Genomic DNA, 14,499 nt, shown 5'->3' on the forward strand with positions numbered 1-14,499 from the left:
TCATGGCTCATATAATTAACTGGTAAAATTTAGAAATTTTAGAAATCTTGTTGAGAGAAATCCTTAAATAAAATACTTTTGCCCGAAATTCATTGAAGAGCAGAAAAGAATTTAAAAAAAAGCCCTGATCGAAAAATCAGGGCTTTTTTAGAATCTGGAGCGGGAAAGGAGACTCGAACTCCCGACCCCAACCTTGGCAAGGTTATGCTCTACCAACTGAGCTATTCCCGCGGAGTCTATAAAGTTTTTTAAATGAAAAAACTAAATGAAAAAATTTTGAGCGGGAAAGGAGACTCGAACTCCCGACCCCAACCTTGGCAAGGTTATGCTCTACCAACTGAGCTATTCCCGCATGCCGTGTATAATACAGCATGCAAAAATGAGGTCAACACCTTTGTTAAAAATCTTGCATCAATTGCATAAAATAAAATCAAAATCCTTTGGATTAGACATTAAATAGCCAATATTTATCTGGTAGTTTATAAAACTTAGCCACAATCAACGGATTGCACCCATATAGACTGCCAAAATACTTCGCAGAACAAGGTATACTGAAACCATATTTTTCAAAATTGGAGTCCGGCCATGAGCTTAGAACAACAACTGAAAGACCGTTTGGCACAATTATCCCCAACCTATTTGGAAGTGGTTAATGAGTCCTCGGGCCATGGCGGTTATTTCCCGGGAAAAGAATCGCATTTTAAAACCGTCATTGTCAGTCAGGCTTTTGCCGGTTTGCGCCCCGTCCAGCGTCATCAGAAAGTTTATGCTGCTGCGGGTGATCTGCTGTCGAAAGACAAGATTCATGCGCTGGCGATTCATGCATTTTTACCTGAAGAATGGACAGGACAGGATACGAGCAGTCCTGCTTGTGCCCATGCACCAAAAAACTAAGAGGAAATGATGGAAACCCAACTTTTAGTCAAGATTATCCATATGTCGGTAGCAGGATTGGCAATTGTCGCCATTCTTGCCCGTGCCTTGACCTTGTTTGTCGGCACCCAGGGAAATATGCCTAATCCGGTAGCACGCACCGTGTTAGTGGCTTTGCAGCATTTCGCCATCACGGTGATTGTACTGACCGGTATCGTGTCGCTTTTCCTTAAAGATTTTGATGTGCAGCCCTGGTTCTATGCCAAAGTTATTTTATTTTTGGTACTGGTGTCCTCGCTAGGCAAAGCCTATAAAAAAGATGATTCGATTTTGCTGGTACAGCGTCGGGCTGGCTTATTTATTGCTGTGGTTTCATTGGTGTCTATTCTGGCTCTGGTGATGATCAAGCCGAATTTTGGCTAAAAATAGACTGGCTATGACGATCAGCATAGCCATTACATCTGAATAATTAAAAAGTACAAATGTAGTAAAAGTAATTAAAAATTGACAGGAGGGGACATGCGTACACGTGTGGTATTTAATCAAAAAGGTGGGGTGGGCAAGTCGAGTATTACCGTCAATCTGGCAGCGATCAGCGCATATCAGGGCTTAAGAACCTTGTTGATCGACCTGGATCCGCAGGCTAACTCCAGCCAGTATGTGCTAGGCGATGATGCGACGTATTCCAGTGACAAGCCTGCACTCGAACCGAATATCGAAAACTATTTTGAAGATGTACTCGGCAACCAGCAAAGTAAGGGGCTGCTCGGCAATGCCATTGGCTCGATTTTAAAAAGTCGTAGCAAAGGTCTGGAAAGCTATGTGCATCAATCCTCTTTTAAGCATCTGGATGTTATTCCGGCCAGCCCTACACTTGGGACATTGGCTCATGCCCTGGAATCCAAGCACAAGATTTACAAGTTAAGAGATGCCTTGCAACAACTGTCGGGACATTATGACCGGGTGTTTATTGATACACCGCCTGCATTCAATTTCTTTACCCTCTCCGCACTCATTGCAGCAGACCGCGTGCTGATTCCTTTCGACTGTGACGTATTTTCTAAACGCGCCCTGCAGACCCTGATTGAAAATGTGATTGAAACCCAAGATGACCATAATGAAAATTTGGAAATTGAAGGCATTGTCGTCAACCAGTTTCAGGCACAGGCCAAATTACCGCGTGAAGTGGTACAGCAGCTCAAAGATGAAGGCTTACCGGTGCTTGACAGTATGTTGCCACCGTCGATCTTGATGAAAGAATCTCATCATAAAAATCTGCCTTTGATTCATTTGGCTACTGATCATAAATTGACTCAGGCCTATCAATCGTTGTTCAATGAGATAGAACAGAATTAAGATCGAGTTAGCTATGAAACTTGTGAAAATCGGCCTGAGTATTGCTGCACTTGCATTACTCAGTGCTTGTGCAACGACGGTAAAACCGACTTATGTGTCGCCAACCCTGTATCAGACTTTGGGTTGCTCGCAACTACAGGGTGAATATAACCGTATTCAGCAGTATATTGATAATGGTGTCGAACCACCGAAACGTACTGGCATGGGTGTAGGTGTGGGTCTTGGCGGTGGTTGGGGCAGTCACGGTGGTTGGGGTATTGGTCCGAGTATCTCAGTCAATATGGGACAGTCATCTGATACCAAAAGAACCGAACTGGCACGACTTTTAGGCGAGCAGGAAGCGATTGTCCAGGCTGCACGTTATAAGAACTGCCCGATGATCGTGCGGCAGGCGATACCTAAATAAATCATTCTATATTAAAAGGATGAATGCTGACTTCGGGTCGGCATTTTTTATTGCTTTCACCAAGAATAGAGCGGTTTAAATTAAGATAAAACTCACGTGAAATTGACCGGCCTGTATAGAAGTCTGAAATTTTTAAGCTTGTCATGATATTCGCATATTGATTAAGCTAGAACATAGGCCCGGAATAGTTCATCGCGATGATTGAAAATTGGTTATTTGTTTTAGGACTTATTGCTGTGCTGATGGTTCCAGGGCCGGCCAATGCCCTGGTGGCCAGTTCCGCTTATCAGCAGGGACGGCCCAAAACCAGTCTTTATCTTCCTGCCATTCTGATGGGCTATTTTTATGCCATTAATGTCTGGGCTTTGTTGATTCATCTGGCTTCACCGATCTGGCCAAATTTTAAAGGTGTGGTCTATGTACTGAGTACCATCTGTGTGGGCTGGATGACCTTGCATTTATATAAGGCCCAACAGTTAGAGCGCTATAATAAGAACCATCCCCAGATTCGTCCCTGGCAAATGTTTAGGGCCACCTTAAAAAATCCTAAAGCAGCCCTGTTGGCCTCAGGAATTTTACCCATGGAAACCTGGCAAAGTCCGACCAACTTCGTGCTGGTTTTTGCTGCCTTTAGCTTGAGTACCATTCCTGTAGGGGTTTTCTGGATGATTTTTGGTCAGGCAATTTTGAGCAGTCATTCTGAAAAAATAAAAGCCGGCCTCATTTATAAAGGCGCGGCTCTGTTTGTCCTGCTTTGTCTGATCCCACTCCTGATCAAGCTGTGGGATTAAATGCGCAGGCTATAAAAAATATTAAGCTGTTTTACTTTTTTTAAGCTTTTGTTGAATAAAGCCAATCACACCTGGCAATACACTTAAAATAATGATGCCGAAAATCAGATAGGTAAAATTGTCTTTAACAATCGGCATATTGCCAAACATATAACCCAAGATTACAAATGAGCTAATCCAGGCAAATGCCCCGACCACATTATAGGTCAGGAAATATTTGTAATTCATGCTGCCAGCACCGGCTACAAAGGGTGCAAAGGTACGGGCAAAAGGAATAAAACGCGCAAAAATAATGGTTTTACCCCCATGTCTGGCAAAGAATTGCTGAGTCGCCAATAAATGTTTTTGATTGATAAAGCGCGATTCAATCTCGAACACCCGAGGTCCAATATATTTACCAATGTGATAATTCAGGGTATCACCCAGCACTGCCGCAACAAATAGGAGCGGAATCAGCACCCAGGGATCCATCGCACCTGTAGACGCTGCCAAAGCACCTGCTGCAAATAACAAGCTGTCACCGGGCAGGAATGGCATTACCACCAAACCTGTTTCCACAAAGATAATCAGGAAAAGAATGGCATAAATCCAGATCCCGTAATTGGTGATAAATTCAAGCAAGTGATCATCAACATGCAAGATAAAATCAATCAGTTCCATGAGCCCAGTACAAGCAAAAGTGTGCTCAAATCCTAACAGCGATCACCTCTAAAGTCAGTAATAAAAGTCGACTATTTTGCGGCTTATTTTTCTGCTTTCAGGCTAATCCTGTCATTTTAAAAATGGATGTATCAGCGTATTTACAGATTTTTATTGGAGCTTTCTGAGCAGACTACACAAGGTCATCATGGTATTACATAACTTCTGTGGCGTCTGCTCCAGCTTTCTGTTTAGATCATGGAATCATCATAAAAATAGCAGGTCAAAACATATGAAAAAATATATTCTTGTGACACTAGTTCTGGCAGTTGCCAGTCCGGCACTTTGGGCTAAATCCGATCAGGCTGTTCTGGCAGAAGCCAAAAAGAATGTGGTCAGTATTGCTCAGGCACACAAAATGAAAGATGAAACCGGCGTGACCTTAACAGGCCAGATCGTCAAACAGCGTGCAGCGCAAAGTGATGAATTTGAATTAAAAGATAAAACCGGCAGCATCATGATTGATGTGGATGATGACCACTGGAAAAGATTAAAACTCAAAGCAGGCGACCGGGTGAAAGTCTGGGGCGAGGTCGATACGCACCGCAATAAACCCACCGATATTGAAGTGATTCAGATTGAACACCTGAAATAAACCATTCATTTGGCTGGAACAGGAAAGCAGCGGAAGTCTGCTCTCCTGTGAACCAGCCAAAAATGAAGCCATCAATTTCTATAATTTCTTAACTGTTTAATATTTAAACGCTTTGGAATAGTGTGCTTAAATGCAAGAAAAATGCTAGAATACGGCGCTTATCTTTCGTTTGCCTTTCATAGTTGTTCGTCATGACTACCAATACTCAAATTACTGAAGATCGTATCCTGATTCTGGATTTCGGTTCTCAATATAGTCAGCTCATCGCACGTCGTGTTCGTGAAGCTGGTGTATATTCTGAAATGTATGCCTATGATATGTCTGAAGAAGACATTCGTGCATTTAATCCAAACGGTATCATCTTGTCTGGTGGACCTGAGAGTGTTCACCTAGAAGGCAGCCCGCGTGCGCCACAAGTGGTATTCGAACTGGGTGTGCCGGTATTGGGTATTTGTTATGGCCTGCAAACCATGTGCGAACAGCTTGGCGGTAAAGTTGAGCCGGGTCATGTACACGAATTTGGCTATGCAGAAGTAGATATTGTCGTACGTGACAAGCTGATCGGTAATTTACAGGACCGTGAAAACCAGTTGCATGTCTGGATGAGCCATGGTGACAAGGTTGCCCGTATTCCAGAAGGCTTCCAGATCACTGCACAAACTCCAAGCTGTCCAATTGCGATGGTTTCTGACGAAACTCGCCGTTTCTATGGTATTCAGTTCCATCCTGAAGTGACACATACTTCTAAAGGCGCAGAATTACTGTCGAACTTCGTTCATCAAATTTGTGGTTGTCGCGGTCTGTGGACACCAGAACACATTATTGATCTACGTGTAGAACAGCTTCGCCAACAGATTGGTGATGAAAAAGTATTACTTGGTCTTTCTGGCGGTGTGGATTCATCTGTAGTGGCAGCACTGTTGCATAAAGCAATTGGTGATCAGTTGACTTGTGTGTTTGTAGACAATGGTCTGCTTCGTTTGAACGAAGGCGATCAAGTGATGCAAATGTTTGCAGATAACATGGGTATCCGCGTGATTCGTGCCGCTGCAGAAGAGCGTTTCCTGACTGCACTTGCAGGTGAGGTTGATCCTGAAGCAAAACGTAAGATTATTGGCCGTGAATTTATTGCAGTCTTCGCTGAAGAGGCACGTAAATTAGATGGCGTAAAATTCTTGGCTCAAGGTACGATTTATCCGGACGTGATTGAATCTGCCGCAAGCAAGCAGGGCAAGGCGCATGTGATTAAATCGCACCACAATGTGGGTGGTTTACCGGCAGACCTGGCGTTTGAACTGGTTGAACCATTACGTGACCTGTTCAAAGATGAAGTACGTAAATTGGGTACAACTTTAGGTTTGCCACACAGCATGATCTATCGTCATCCATTCCCGGGCCCAGGTCTTGGTGTACGTATCCTGGGTGAAGTGAAGAAAGAATATGCAGACATTTTACGTCTTGCGGATGATATTTTTATGCAGGAACTGCGTGCCAGTGGTTGGTATGATAAAACGGCTCAAGCCTTTGCAGTATTCCAGCCAGTGAAATCGGTGGGTGTAGTCGGTGACGGCCGTCGTTATGCATGGGTGATTGCACTGCGTGCGGTAGAAACTGTGGACTTTATGACGGCTCGTTTCGCGCATCTTCCTTATGATTTAGTCGATAAGATCTCGACCCGTATCATGAATGAAATCGCTGAAGTTTCTCGTGTTGTGTATGACGTATCGTCTAAACCACCAGCAACAATTGAATGGGAGTAATTTAGGGGTTTCGGACAGCACTGCTGTCCGCCTAAATTACGCCAAGAGCTATGCTCGCGGCAGTTTAGGAATCTAAACTTTCCAAATTAAAGAAGAGTGCTTAGGCGCTCTTTTTTTATACTTTTTAAATAGATAAGAGACTTAAGCCGGTTTAACTTGCCAGTTTTGCAGCTCTCCATCTAAAATCTGATCTGGATCATAAGTCTCAACCCGATTCCGACCATTGGCTTTAGCCTGATATAAGGCGATATCGGCCTGTTTAATCAGGGTCAGTCTGCTGTACCAGCTGTTGGGCCAGATATTCAAAACATCGACGGTTGTTCAGGCCAGTGAGTGAATCAGTATGTGCCATATTTTCAAAGGCCTGACGATTATATTCATTCAGGGTGTATTGCAGGAATACAATGCGTGATTTTAAGGTCGAGTTCCAGCTGATATAAAGACTGAAGGTTAATACCGGCAGATAAATCAAGGAAAATAAAAATATCTGATACGGGTCAGCATGGGTATTGAAATATACGCCAAGATAAATGACCAGGGTAATCAGACCTGAAGTAATCAAAGACGGCCAGAAACGGATCTGTATACACAAATTGGCCAACACAATAAAGACCAGGGACGCATATTGATAAATAAGGACAGAGGCACTTTCGGACTGATTCAGGTTAAAGAACCAGATGGCACTTGCACCAATAATTGAAGTGGGCAAGAGCAGATCAAAGACAGGCAGATTACGGTAAGAATGATACATCCAGATCGTCACCATGACGATCAGAAGGGTATAGCTGATTTTGGTCAAAATGAGCAAGGTAAGGATATCGTTGAGTACCACAATATCGGCAAGGGTATAGGATGCATAGGCCAGCTGTGCAAATAAATTAACCTGTAACAGGTATTTTAAAGTAAGTTGTTTTTGATGAGCATAATAAGCCGGTTTTAAGGGTGCAGGAATACGAACAAGAGGCTCTTGAAGAGCCTCCTGAATCAAACTACGAGATTCTTTTTCATAATCATGAGGCATGCAGCCTTCCCAACTTAAAATTTATAAAAATGAATAAGATGAAATTTATATATAGTTGTATAAAAAATATTCTATTCTTTTGTTAAATATTTTAAAAGTGAAGAAACAAATTTATTTGATCAGGTAAAAATATCTGATTAATCCTTCTCAGGATGAGCTTGGCTTGTTATAACAAACCAAACTGGGTTCAACTTTAATTTGTGGCTGATTGAACTGGCTGAGTGCTCGATTTAAATACATTCCAGGGATTGTCTGTTGCAGGCTTGGCCTGATCCAGTATGTCGGGATGATAGACTTCAATCCGGTTGCGTCCAGTTTTTTTGGCCTGATATAAAGCAATATCCGCTTGTTTGATCAGGTCTTCCAGAGTTTGGGTATGTGATTCCAGTTCTGCTATCCCGATCGAAATAGTAAACCGGATGGCATGATTAGGTTTGACATAAATGTACTGCTTTTGAATAGCACAGCGAATTCGCTCTGCAATCACCAGACTGTCTTGTAGCTGAGTATCCTCCAGAAGGGCGATAAATTCTTCCCCGCCAAAACGTGCCAGTACATCGCTATACCGCATTTCTTTACGAGTCACTTCAGCAATGAGTTGCAGTACCCGATCACCGACATCATGTCCATAACTATCATTAATATTCTTAAAATGATCAACATCAAACATCAGCAGGCAGCTACTGGCATGTTTAGGCCATTGATGAATTGAGCGTTCAGCCATATCGACAAAATGGCGACGATTATATAGCTGGGTCAAATCATCGGTATGTGCGAGATTTTTTAAGGTTTGATAGTTCCATTCGTCAAGTAGGGAACGCAGAAACGAACGTCGAACATTTAGAATATTATTCCAGTTAATATAGATACTAAAAAACCAGAGAGGACTAAAAACTACTGCAAAAATAAAAGCTTGAGATGTGCTCATTAACTGGTTGGCTCCCAGCATGATAAACAGGGCAATCAAGATGGAGCAATAGACCGCGACTTTAAACTGGGTCTGTATACAGAGATTGGCGACAAGAATAAAAATCGCAGAGGCATAAATATAGGTGGCCACATGAGGACTACTTGAAAGTACCAGTAAGCCAATCCAGGCCGCTGCGGCCACAGTCGTACCTATAGGCACGATTCTATCCAGAACCTGAATGTTTTTATATTTTTTAAACAGGTAATAACAGCAAAACAGTGCGCCCAGAACCAGAACCACACGTATCAGACCGGACATAAAAAACATGTCTGGAATAATCAGAATATCGGCAAAAAAATACAGAAGAAATGCTATTTGCGCCAGATAGTTAATTTGACGCAAATTTTGATGACTATGGGTATAGACATAATCATAGAAATATTGCTGAAATGGAGCAGGAATACGGGCATGCGGATCTGTCAGCGCCTGTTCAATCAGCTGACGGTTTTTCAGATCACATTCAGATAGTTTTAGTGATTTATCAGTCGTCGAATTTTGAAAAGATACATTCGTCGTTGAATATATATTCTCATTCTTAGCAGACATGTCCTGGTCCAGTATTATTTTTATAGGTGCCTATTATGCCGTGATTGCATAAAAAATAACCTCCCAAAAATTGGGTATCCAGAAGGTTTTTACATTTAAAACGTAACAAAATTTGTGTTTTTTAATAATGGAAGTATTTGAAATACATGAAAAATCATCTTATTTGCCAGAATTTTAAAAAACTATTCATTCGTTTCACGTGAAACATGGTTGCGCAATACTTCTTTGTATAACCCCATATCATCTCCTTAAGCTAGGTAGCTACATCAAAAATTTTTAAGCTAACTCAAGTATTTGTATTTACAATACAAATCGTATTAGCCGTTCAGATTTTAAATAGGGTAGCCATTAGAATACTTAATACGTATCTAAATATTTCTAGAGATAGATTTTGAATCTGGACCCTGTACATTGTCCTGAGCAAGGGGCATTTTGGATCAGTCTAATGTGAATGTCTCACCCACTCCGGAACTAGAATGAAAATGCCGAGGTAAACTCAGCCATGTCGACCAATAGTGATATTGAACTGTCCAATTCTGATGATTGTGAAAAGTATGTAAACCGGTTTATTCAGGAATTTCCTTTACGCCGCGCAGAAATCGGGCAGGGTACCGTGATTAAACGTGCCTTGCCAAGCAGACACAAGCGCATGATAGGTGCCTGGTGTTTTCTCGACCACGCCGGTCCGGCCAGTTTCCCGCAAGGAGATGGTCTGGATATCGGACCACATCCGCATATCGGGCTGCAGACTTTTACTTGGATGATCGAGGGCAGCATGATGCACAATGACAGTCTGGGAAATCAGCAATTGATTCGTCCCAAGCAGGTCAATCTGATGACCTCGGGCTATGGTATTTCACATACTGAAGTCTCTCCGGAAAGTGAGATCCATATGCATGCAGCACAGTTGTGGATTGCCTTGCCAGATGACAAGATCAATATGGCACCCGGGTTTGACCATTATCCTGAATTACCGGTGGTCAATGAGCAGGGTATCGAATTTACCGTGCTGGTTGGAGAATATTTAAATACCAGATCGCCGGTTAAAGTGCATAGTGAATTGCTGGGCGTGGATCTGTATGCAGATGAAAGTAGCAGTATGCGCTTGCCACTGAATCCAAAATTTGAATATGGCTTTATGGTCCTTGAAGGTGCGGCCAGTATAAATGGACATGAACTGACAGAGGATAATATGCTGATTCTGGAGCCCGGGTTGCCGCAGGTCAATGCTGAAATTCATGCCAGAAGCCGGGTGTTATTGATTGGAGGAGAGCCATTTGAAAGCCCGATTTTATTATGGTGGAATCTGGTCGGGCGTACGGTAGAGGACCTTAAAATTGCACGGGAACAATGGATAGAAGGGCATGAACGTTTTGGTTCTATTCCAGCCTATGATGGGCCACGTTTAGAAGCTCCTGTATTTCCAGACCGGATGCGTGCTTCCCGATAAAGGCTAAAAATGATGGGAATATAAAGCGCTGGCTGAATTGAACTCAAAGAGTGAATCTGCAACATGGGATACATATCATTACAGTCATCAAAAAATGAGCTGGAGTCGGCTGCTTTTTGCTATGCTCAATGAGCAAGAACAATAAAATCATGAGTCTACTATGCGTGTTTTACATCATCTCGAACAATCACGGTCATTTCGTATCCTGTGGGCCATGGAAGAATTAGGACTGGATTACGAGGTTAAATACTATAAGCGTCAGCCCAATCTTTCTGCGCCACCGGCCTTAAAACAGATCCATCCATTGGGCAAGGCGCCGATTCTGGTCGATCAGGGTCAGGTACTGGCGGAATCTGCAGCGATCCTGGAATATTTACAGGAAACCTATGACGAAAAGCAGCAGTTTCGTCCCGAAGATCCTGCCGGCAAGGCCCAGTACCGTTACTGGATGCATTATGCGGAAGGTTCGTTAATGCCGCTGCTGGTGATGCAACTGGTGATGACCACTGTACCAAAACATACCCCTTTGCTGATTCGGCCTGTAGCCAAGAAAATCTGCGATGGAGTAAAGAAACAGTTTGTACAAAGCCGCCTAAAAGATCATATCCAGTTTCTGGAAAGCTATTTGAGCGAGCATGATTATTTTGCCGGACATTTCAGTTTTGCTGATATTCAGATGAGTTTTCCGTTGGAAGCGATGCAGAGCCGGACAGGCCAAAGTTATCCGGCCATTCAGGCCTATCTGAAACGGGTCTCGCAACGTGCAGCCTATGCGCGTGCACTGAGCAGGGAAAAACAGATCAGCTCTTAAATGCTTAAAAGAAAAGGTGCCGATGGCACCTTTTTTGATTTTGTGAGATTAGTCCGGGAAGCTGAGACGTTCTTTGGGGAAAACCACCTTAAACGTGGAACCTTGGTTTTCTTTGGACTCGATTTCCAGATGTGCCTGATGTTGCATCAATACATGTTTGACGATGGCAAGTCCCAAACCGGTACCACCAGTACGGCGACTGCGGTCTGAATCGATTCGGTAAAAACGCTCGGTCAGACGTGGCAGATGCTTGGGATCAATGCCGATACCGTTATCTTGCACTACAAAATAGGCCGATTCACCATCATCATGCCAGCCGATAGTGATGGTGCCGCCTTTAGGCGTATATTTGATGGCATTGGTGATCAGATTGCTAAAAGCGCTGGCCAGTTCCATGTCTGAACCGATCAGATCGCAATGGCTGTCAATGTCCAGATTCAGGGTATGACCATAATCCATATTATAGGCCTGAGCATCATCGAACAGCTGGTTCATCAGACTCGGCATTTCAATGATCTGGTTTTTGGCAATATTCTTGTCATTTTCTAGACGTGACAGTAACAGCAGGTCATTGACCAGTGCATTCATGCGTCGGGTCTGCGACTGCATCTGATCAAAGGCCCGTTTCCAGCGTGGATTGATGTCTTCCTGATCGGTGAAGGTTTCAATATAGCCACTGAGTACGGTCAAAGGAGTCCGTAGTTCATGGGAAATATTATCGACGAAATCTTTACGCATCTGTTCCAGATTATGCATCCGGGTCACATCATAAGCGACCAGTACCCGGCTTTCTCCGCCAAAACGGGTCATTTTGACCTGTACATAATGGTCTTCAAACAGTGAAGAACGCATTTTTAGGCCGTCCGGAGATTCATCAATGTGATGATAATATTCAATAAAATTCGGTTGGCGCAGCAAGGTCAGGATATTACGGCCACGGTCATCACTCGAGATTCCGAGCAGACGTTCCGCAGCAGGATTCCACCATTCAATCTGCTGGTTTTCATCAATTAAAACGACAGCTTCTTGCAAGGCTACCAGAGAAGACTGTGCACGATCGATCAGTTCAACCATTTCTGCCTGAACAATCCGTTCCTGACGCTGGGCGCGGTAAACATTGAAAAGCAGTGCACCCCAAATTCCGCCAATATTGGGCGGAACATCATAGGGGCGGTTGGAAATCCATTCATTGACCAGGTATAAAGAACGCATCTGGGTCGCAAAAAACGCCACGAAGGCGATTACGATACAAATCCAGAAATACCCAATCCCAAAACCGATAAAGCTGGCGATAATCAGAAAAAAAGCCAGCAGGCGTAAATCCTGCTTGGCGAAATCCCATAAACTGCTGTAACGGATTCTTTTGTGCTCGCGTGCCAGTTCGGGGACAGGGTAGGGTTCATACATAAAACAAGATTTACCTTAAATGATATTTAACCTAAAGCGACATCGGAACGGGTCGAGAAACGATAACCTGTGCCACGTACGGTCTGTACATAACGGTCCACGCCATAGGGTTCCAGCACCTTGCGCAGGCGACGGATATGCACATCAATGGTCCGGTCTTCAATATAGACGTTACCGCCCCATACCTGATCCAGCAATTGTGCACGGGTATAGGCACGTTCCGGATGGGTCATGAAGAATGCCAGCAAACGGTATTCGGTGGGTCCCATTTCCAGAATATTATTGCCAAAATTCACCCGCTGGCTGACCGGATCCAGAATCAGGCCATTGGCATCAATGGTTTTTTCACCGCTCAGGGCATTGGCACGGCGCAATACTGCCTTAATCCGGGAAACCAGTTCCCGGGTCGAGAACGGTTTGGTCATGTAGTCATCGGCACCGGCATCCAGACCTTGTACCTTGTGATCTTCTTCACCGCGTGCTGTCAGCATGATCACCGGGATTTCAGACAGGCTTTCATCACGTTTCAGACGACGACATAAGTCCACACCGCTGACACCACCTGGCATCATCCAGTCCAGCAAAATCAGTGCCGGACGCTGATCCACAATCATCTGATGCGCCTGCTTGGCATCTTCTGCCTGCAAGCACTGAAAACCGGCCATATCCAGAGAGGTATGGATCATTTCCCGAATCGGGAGCTCGTCATCGACGATTAATATGTAGTCATCTTTCACAACGCAATACCCTATTTCATGTAAACGGTGAGCCGTTTTATATTTATGACAGGCTTATTACAAAGACTAATTATGACAGTATCATTGCAGAAAGGGAAAAACTGCTGAAATTCACAAAGATTTGTGACAAATATAGCGCAGAAAATTGTTAAAAAATCATAAATTAATTTTACCTGTTTCCAGGATAAAGCATAAATTCACAACTTCACTGGAAAGCTCATAAAACCTTTTTAACAAAAGGATTTAACAGCTATTTTTTCTCGGAAAATGACTCTAATAGTGCTAAAAAAACCACACTGCAGGATGATAAAACCTCCTCAAGCGAATGCTTAAAACCGCTCATCACCCAACGAATGGCAATTTGGGTGACATAACCATTTAAACCGGTCGACACCAGGGAAATTTCCTGCTCGCTACGATTTAACTGCGGCATCATTAACATGACAAAAGCATGAATCATACGGTCGAAACGCGACATGGTTTCATGAATGGTAGCCTGATTATGCAGTTCCTGTACCAGCATGGCATCAATATAAATGATCCTGGCCATACGTGGATTGTCGCGCAAGGTGGTGAGTAGGGCTGTCAAACCGGCTTCGATCATTTTTTTCGGATCACTCGATGCCTGCATCATGGCCTGCATCACATTCTGTTGCAGTTCATCAATCAGTTTCAAAAAAATGGTCTGAAACAGATCTTCGCTTTTCTTGAAAGATTCATAAAAATAACGTTCAGTCAGTTTGGCTTCATTGCAGATATCTTTGACCGTGACTGAAAAAAAGCCGTAACTGCCATAGGCTTCAATGCCAGCTTCGATCAACTTTTCACGACGCGCCTGCTGCCGTTCCGCCATCGACAAGCCTTTAAACTGACGTTGTCTGGTTTTGGCGGCTCGTGGTTTCACTGCTGAGTCGATTGAATCGGTCATAAGGCCTGAGTGCTCATCTGTATAAAGATTTTGAATATCTTAGCAATAAATCACGCTTAGACCTACATGAGAAATTCTATCCCGAAAGTTGGCCTCTAAGGACATGGGATAATTATTGACAATCCGTATTGTCAAAACTATATTGAGGA

Annotated in this window: 15 protein-coding genes and 2 tRNA genes; 9 read left to right on the forward strand and 8 right to left on the reverse strand. The window is 43.5% G+C overall.

From position 1 onward, the window contains the following. Nucleotides 1–155 precede the first annotated feature (155 nt). Together H9629_RS07940 and H9629_RS07945 are read right to left on the reverse strand one after the other, a co-directional pair. Nucleotides 156–231 (reverse strand) — tRNA-Gly (locus H9629_RS07940). Between the two features lie 48 nt (nucleotides 232–279). After that, nucleotides 280–352, reverse strand: a tRNA-Gly gene (locus tag H9629_RS07945). 233 nt (nucleotides 353–585) lie between these two features. Between H9629_RS07945 and H9629_RS07950 the strand changes: the two genes are divergently transcribed. From H9629_RS07950 to H9629_RS07970, 5 genes are all read left to right on the forward strand, one after another. After that, nucleotides 586–894 carry a BolA family protein gene (locus H9629_RS07950; RefSeq protein WP_064096927.1) on the forward strand — a complete coding sequence of 103 codons (309 nt, stop codon included), beginning with the start codon at nucleotides 586–588 and terminating at the stop codon, nucleotides 892–894. 9 nt (nucleotides 895–903) lie between these two features. After that, nucleotides 904–1,296 carry a SirB2 family protein gene (locus H9629_RS07955; protein WP_064096928.1) on the forward strand — a complete coding sequence of 131 codons (393 nt, stop codon included), beginning with the start codon at nucleotides 904–906 and terminating at the stop codon, nucleotides 1,294–1,296. 96 nt (nucleotides 1,297–1,392) lie between these two features. Next, the gene (locus H9629_RS07960) at nucleotides 1,393–2,229 is read left to right on the forward strand and encodes a ParA family protein (protein WP_191730876.1); all 837 of its coding nucleotides are present in this window, start codon (nucleotides 1,393–1,395) and stop codon (nucleotides 2,227–2,229) included. A gap of 13 nt (nucleotides 2,230–2,242) precedes the next feature. After that, the gene (locus H9629_RS07965) at nucleotides 2,243–2,635 is read left to right on the forward strand and encodes a hypothetical protein (RefSeq protein WP_064101705.1); all 393 of its coding nucleotides are present in this window, start codon (nucleotides 2,243–2,245) and stop codon (nucleotides 2,633–2,635) included. A gap of 197 nt (nucleotides 2,636–2,832) precedes the next feature. Next, the gene (locus tag H9629_RS07970; protein WP_064096931.1) at nucleotides 2,833–3,426 is read left to right on the forward strand and encodes a hypothetical protein; all 594 of its coding nucleotides are present in this window, start codon (nucleotides 2,833–2,835) and stop codon (nucleotides 3,424–3,426) included. A 21-nt stretch (nucleotides 3,427–3,447) separates the two neighbouring features. Here H9629_RS07970 and H9629_RS07975 read toward each other — a convergent pair whose 3' ends face one another. Further along, nucleotides 3,448–4,086 carry a DedA family protein gene (locus tag H9629_RS07975; RefSeq protein WP_064096932.1) on the reverse strand — a complete coding sequence of 213 codons (639 nt, stop codon included), beginning with the start codon at nucleotides 4,084–4,086 and terminating at the stop codon, nucleotides 3,448–3,450. 271 nt (nucleotides 4,087–4,357) lie between these two features. Here H9629_RS07975 and H9629_RS07980 point away from each other — a divergent pair, with 271 nt between their 5' ends. After that, nucleotides 4,358–4,720 carry a NirD/YgiW/YdeI family stress tolerance protein gene (locus tag H9629_RS07980; RefSeq protein ID WP_191730877.1) on the forward strand — a complete coding sequence of 121 codons (363 nt, stop codon included), beginning with the start codon at nucleotides 4,358–4,360 and terminating at the stop codon, nucleotides 4,718–4,720. Nucleotides 4,721–4,911: 191 nt separating this feature from the next. Further along, entirely contained in the window at nucleotides 4,912–6,480 is a 1,569-nt protein-coding gene (guaA, locus tag H9629_RS07985; RefSeq protein ID WP_064101707.1) for a glutamine-hydrolyzing GMP synthase, read from the forward strand. 259 nt (nucleotides 6,481–6,739) lie between these two features. Here guaA and H9629_RS07990 read toward each other — a convergent pair whose 3' ends face one another. Together H9629_RS07990 and H9629_RS07995 are read right to left on the reverse strand one after the other, a co-directional pair. Further along, nucleotides 6,740–7,501, reverse strand: a complete 762-nt coding sequence (locus H9629_RS07990) for a GGDEF domain-containing protein (RefSeq protein ID WP_225215748.1) — start codon at nucleotides 7,499–7,501, stop codon at nucleotides 6,740–6,742. A gap of 193 nt (nucleotides 7,502–7,694) precedes the next feature. Further along, a complete protein-coding gene (locus tag H9629_RS07995) occupies nucleotides 7,695–9,017 on the reverse strand; it encodes a GGDEF domain-containing protein (protein WP_191730878.1) in 1,323 nt (440 codons plus the stop codon). Nucleotides 9,018–9,519: 502 nt separating this feature from the next. Between H9629_RS07995 and H9629_RS08000 the strand changes: the two genes are divergently transcribed. Together H9629_RS08000 and H9629_RS08005 are read left to right on the forward strand one after the other, a co-directional pair. Continuing rightward, nucleotides 9,520–10,467, forward strand: coding sequence for a pirin family protein (locus H9629_RS08000; RefSeq protein WP_191730879.1), 948 nt, complete (start codon nucleotides 9,520–9,522; stop codon nucleotides 10,465–10,467). Nucleotides 10,468–10,627: 160 nt separating this feature from the next. Next, the gene (locus H9629_RS08005; RefSeq protein ID WP_191730880.1) at nucleotides 10,628–11,278 is read left to right on the forward strand and encodes a glutathione S-transferase family protein; all 651 of its coding nucleotides are present in this window, start codon (nucleotides 10,628–10,630) and stop codon (nucleotides 11,276–11,278) included. Between the two features lie 48 nt (nucleotides 11,279–11,326). Here H9629_RS08005 and phoR read toward each other — a convergent pair whose 3' ends face one another. The 3 genes from phoR to H9629_RS08020 form a co-directional block, all read right to left on the reverse strand. Then, the gene (phoR, locus tag H9629_RS08010) at nucleotides 11,327–12,685 is read right to left on the reverse strand and encodes a phosphate regulon sensor histidine kinase PhoR (protein ID WP_064096937.1); all 1,359 of its coding nucleotides are present in this window, start codon (nucleotides 12,683–12,685) and stop codon (nucleotides 11,327–11,329) included. Nucleotides 12,686–12,711: 26 nt separating this feature from the next. Next, nucleotides 12,712–13,422 carry a phosphate regulon transcriptional regulator PhoB gene (phoB, locus tag H9629_RS08015; RefSeq protein WP_064096938.1) on the reverse strand — a complete coding sequence of 237 codons (711 nt, stop codon included), beginning with the start codon at nucleotides 13,420–13,422 and terminating at the stop codon, nucleotides 12,712–12,714. Between the two features lie 250 nt (nucleotides 13,423–13,672). Continuing rightward, nucleotides 13,673–14,350, reverse strand: a complete 678-nt coding sequence (locus H9629_RS08020) for a TetR/AcrR family transcriptional regulator (protein ID WP_064096939.1) — start codon at nucleotides 14,348–14,350, stop codon at nucleotides 13,673–13,675. Nucleotides 14,351–14,499 lie beyond the last annotated feature (149 nt).

This window comes from Acinetobacter pecorum (assembly GCF_014837015.1).
GTDB lineage: Bacteria > Pseudomonadota > Gammaproteobacteria > Pseudomonadales > Moraxellaceae > Acinetobacter > Acinetobacter pecorum.

Coding starts and splice junctions, on each gene's coding strand:
- H9629_RS07995 (WP_191730878.1), bottom strand. CDS start 9,017: ATGTCTGCTAAGAATGAGAATATATATTCAACGACGAATGTATCTTTT.
- H9629_RS07975 (WP_064096932.1), bottom strand. CDS start 4,086: ATGGAACTGATTGATTTTATCTTGCATGTTGATGATCACTTGCTTGAA.
- guaA (WP_064101707.1), top strand. CDS start 4,912: ATGACTACCAATACTCAAATTACTGAAGATCGTATCCTGATTCTGGAT.
- H9629_RS07960 (WP_191730876.1), top strand. CDS start 1,393: ATGCGTACACGTGTGGTATTTAATCAAAAAGGTGGGGTGGGCAAGTCG.
- H9629_RS08000 (WP_191730879.1), top strand. CDS start 9,520: ATGTCGACCAATAGTGATATTGAACTGTCCAATTCTGATGATTGTGAA.
- phoR (WP_064096937.1), bottom strand. CDS start 12,685: ATGTATGAACCCTACCCTGTCCCCGAACTGGCACGCGAGCACAAAAGA.
- H9629_RS07965 (WP_064101705.1), top strand. CDS start 2,243: ATGAAACTTGTGAAAATCGGCCTGAGTATTGCTGCACTTGCATTACTC.
- H9629_RS07990 (WP_225215748.1), bottom strand. CDS start 7,501: ATGCCTCATGATTATGAAAAAGAATCTCGTAGTTTGATTCAGGAGGCT.
- H9629_RS07950 (WP_064096927.1), top strand. CDS start 586: ATGAGCTTAGAACAACAACTGAAAGACCGTTTGGCACAATTATCCCCA.
- H9629_RS07955 (WP_064096928.1), top strand. CDS start 904: ATGGAAACCCAACTTTTAGTCAAGATTATCCATATGTCGGTAGCAGGA.
- H9629_RS07970 (WP_064096931.1), top strand. CDS start 2,833: ATGATTGAAAATTGGTTATTTGTTTTAGGACTTATTGCTGTGCTGATG.
- H9629_RS07980 (WP_191730877.1), top strand. CDS start 4,358: ATGAAAAAATATATTCTTGTGACACTAGTTCTGGCAGTTGCCAGTCCG.
- H9629_RS08020 (WP_064096939.1), bottom strand. CDS start 14,350: ATGACCGATTCAATCGACTCAGCAGTGAAACCACGAGCCGCCAAAACC.
- H9629_RS08005 (WP_191730880.1), top strand. CDS start 10,628: ATGCGTGTTTTACATCATCTCGAACAATCACGGTCATTTCGTATCCTG.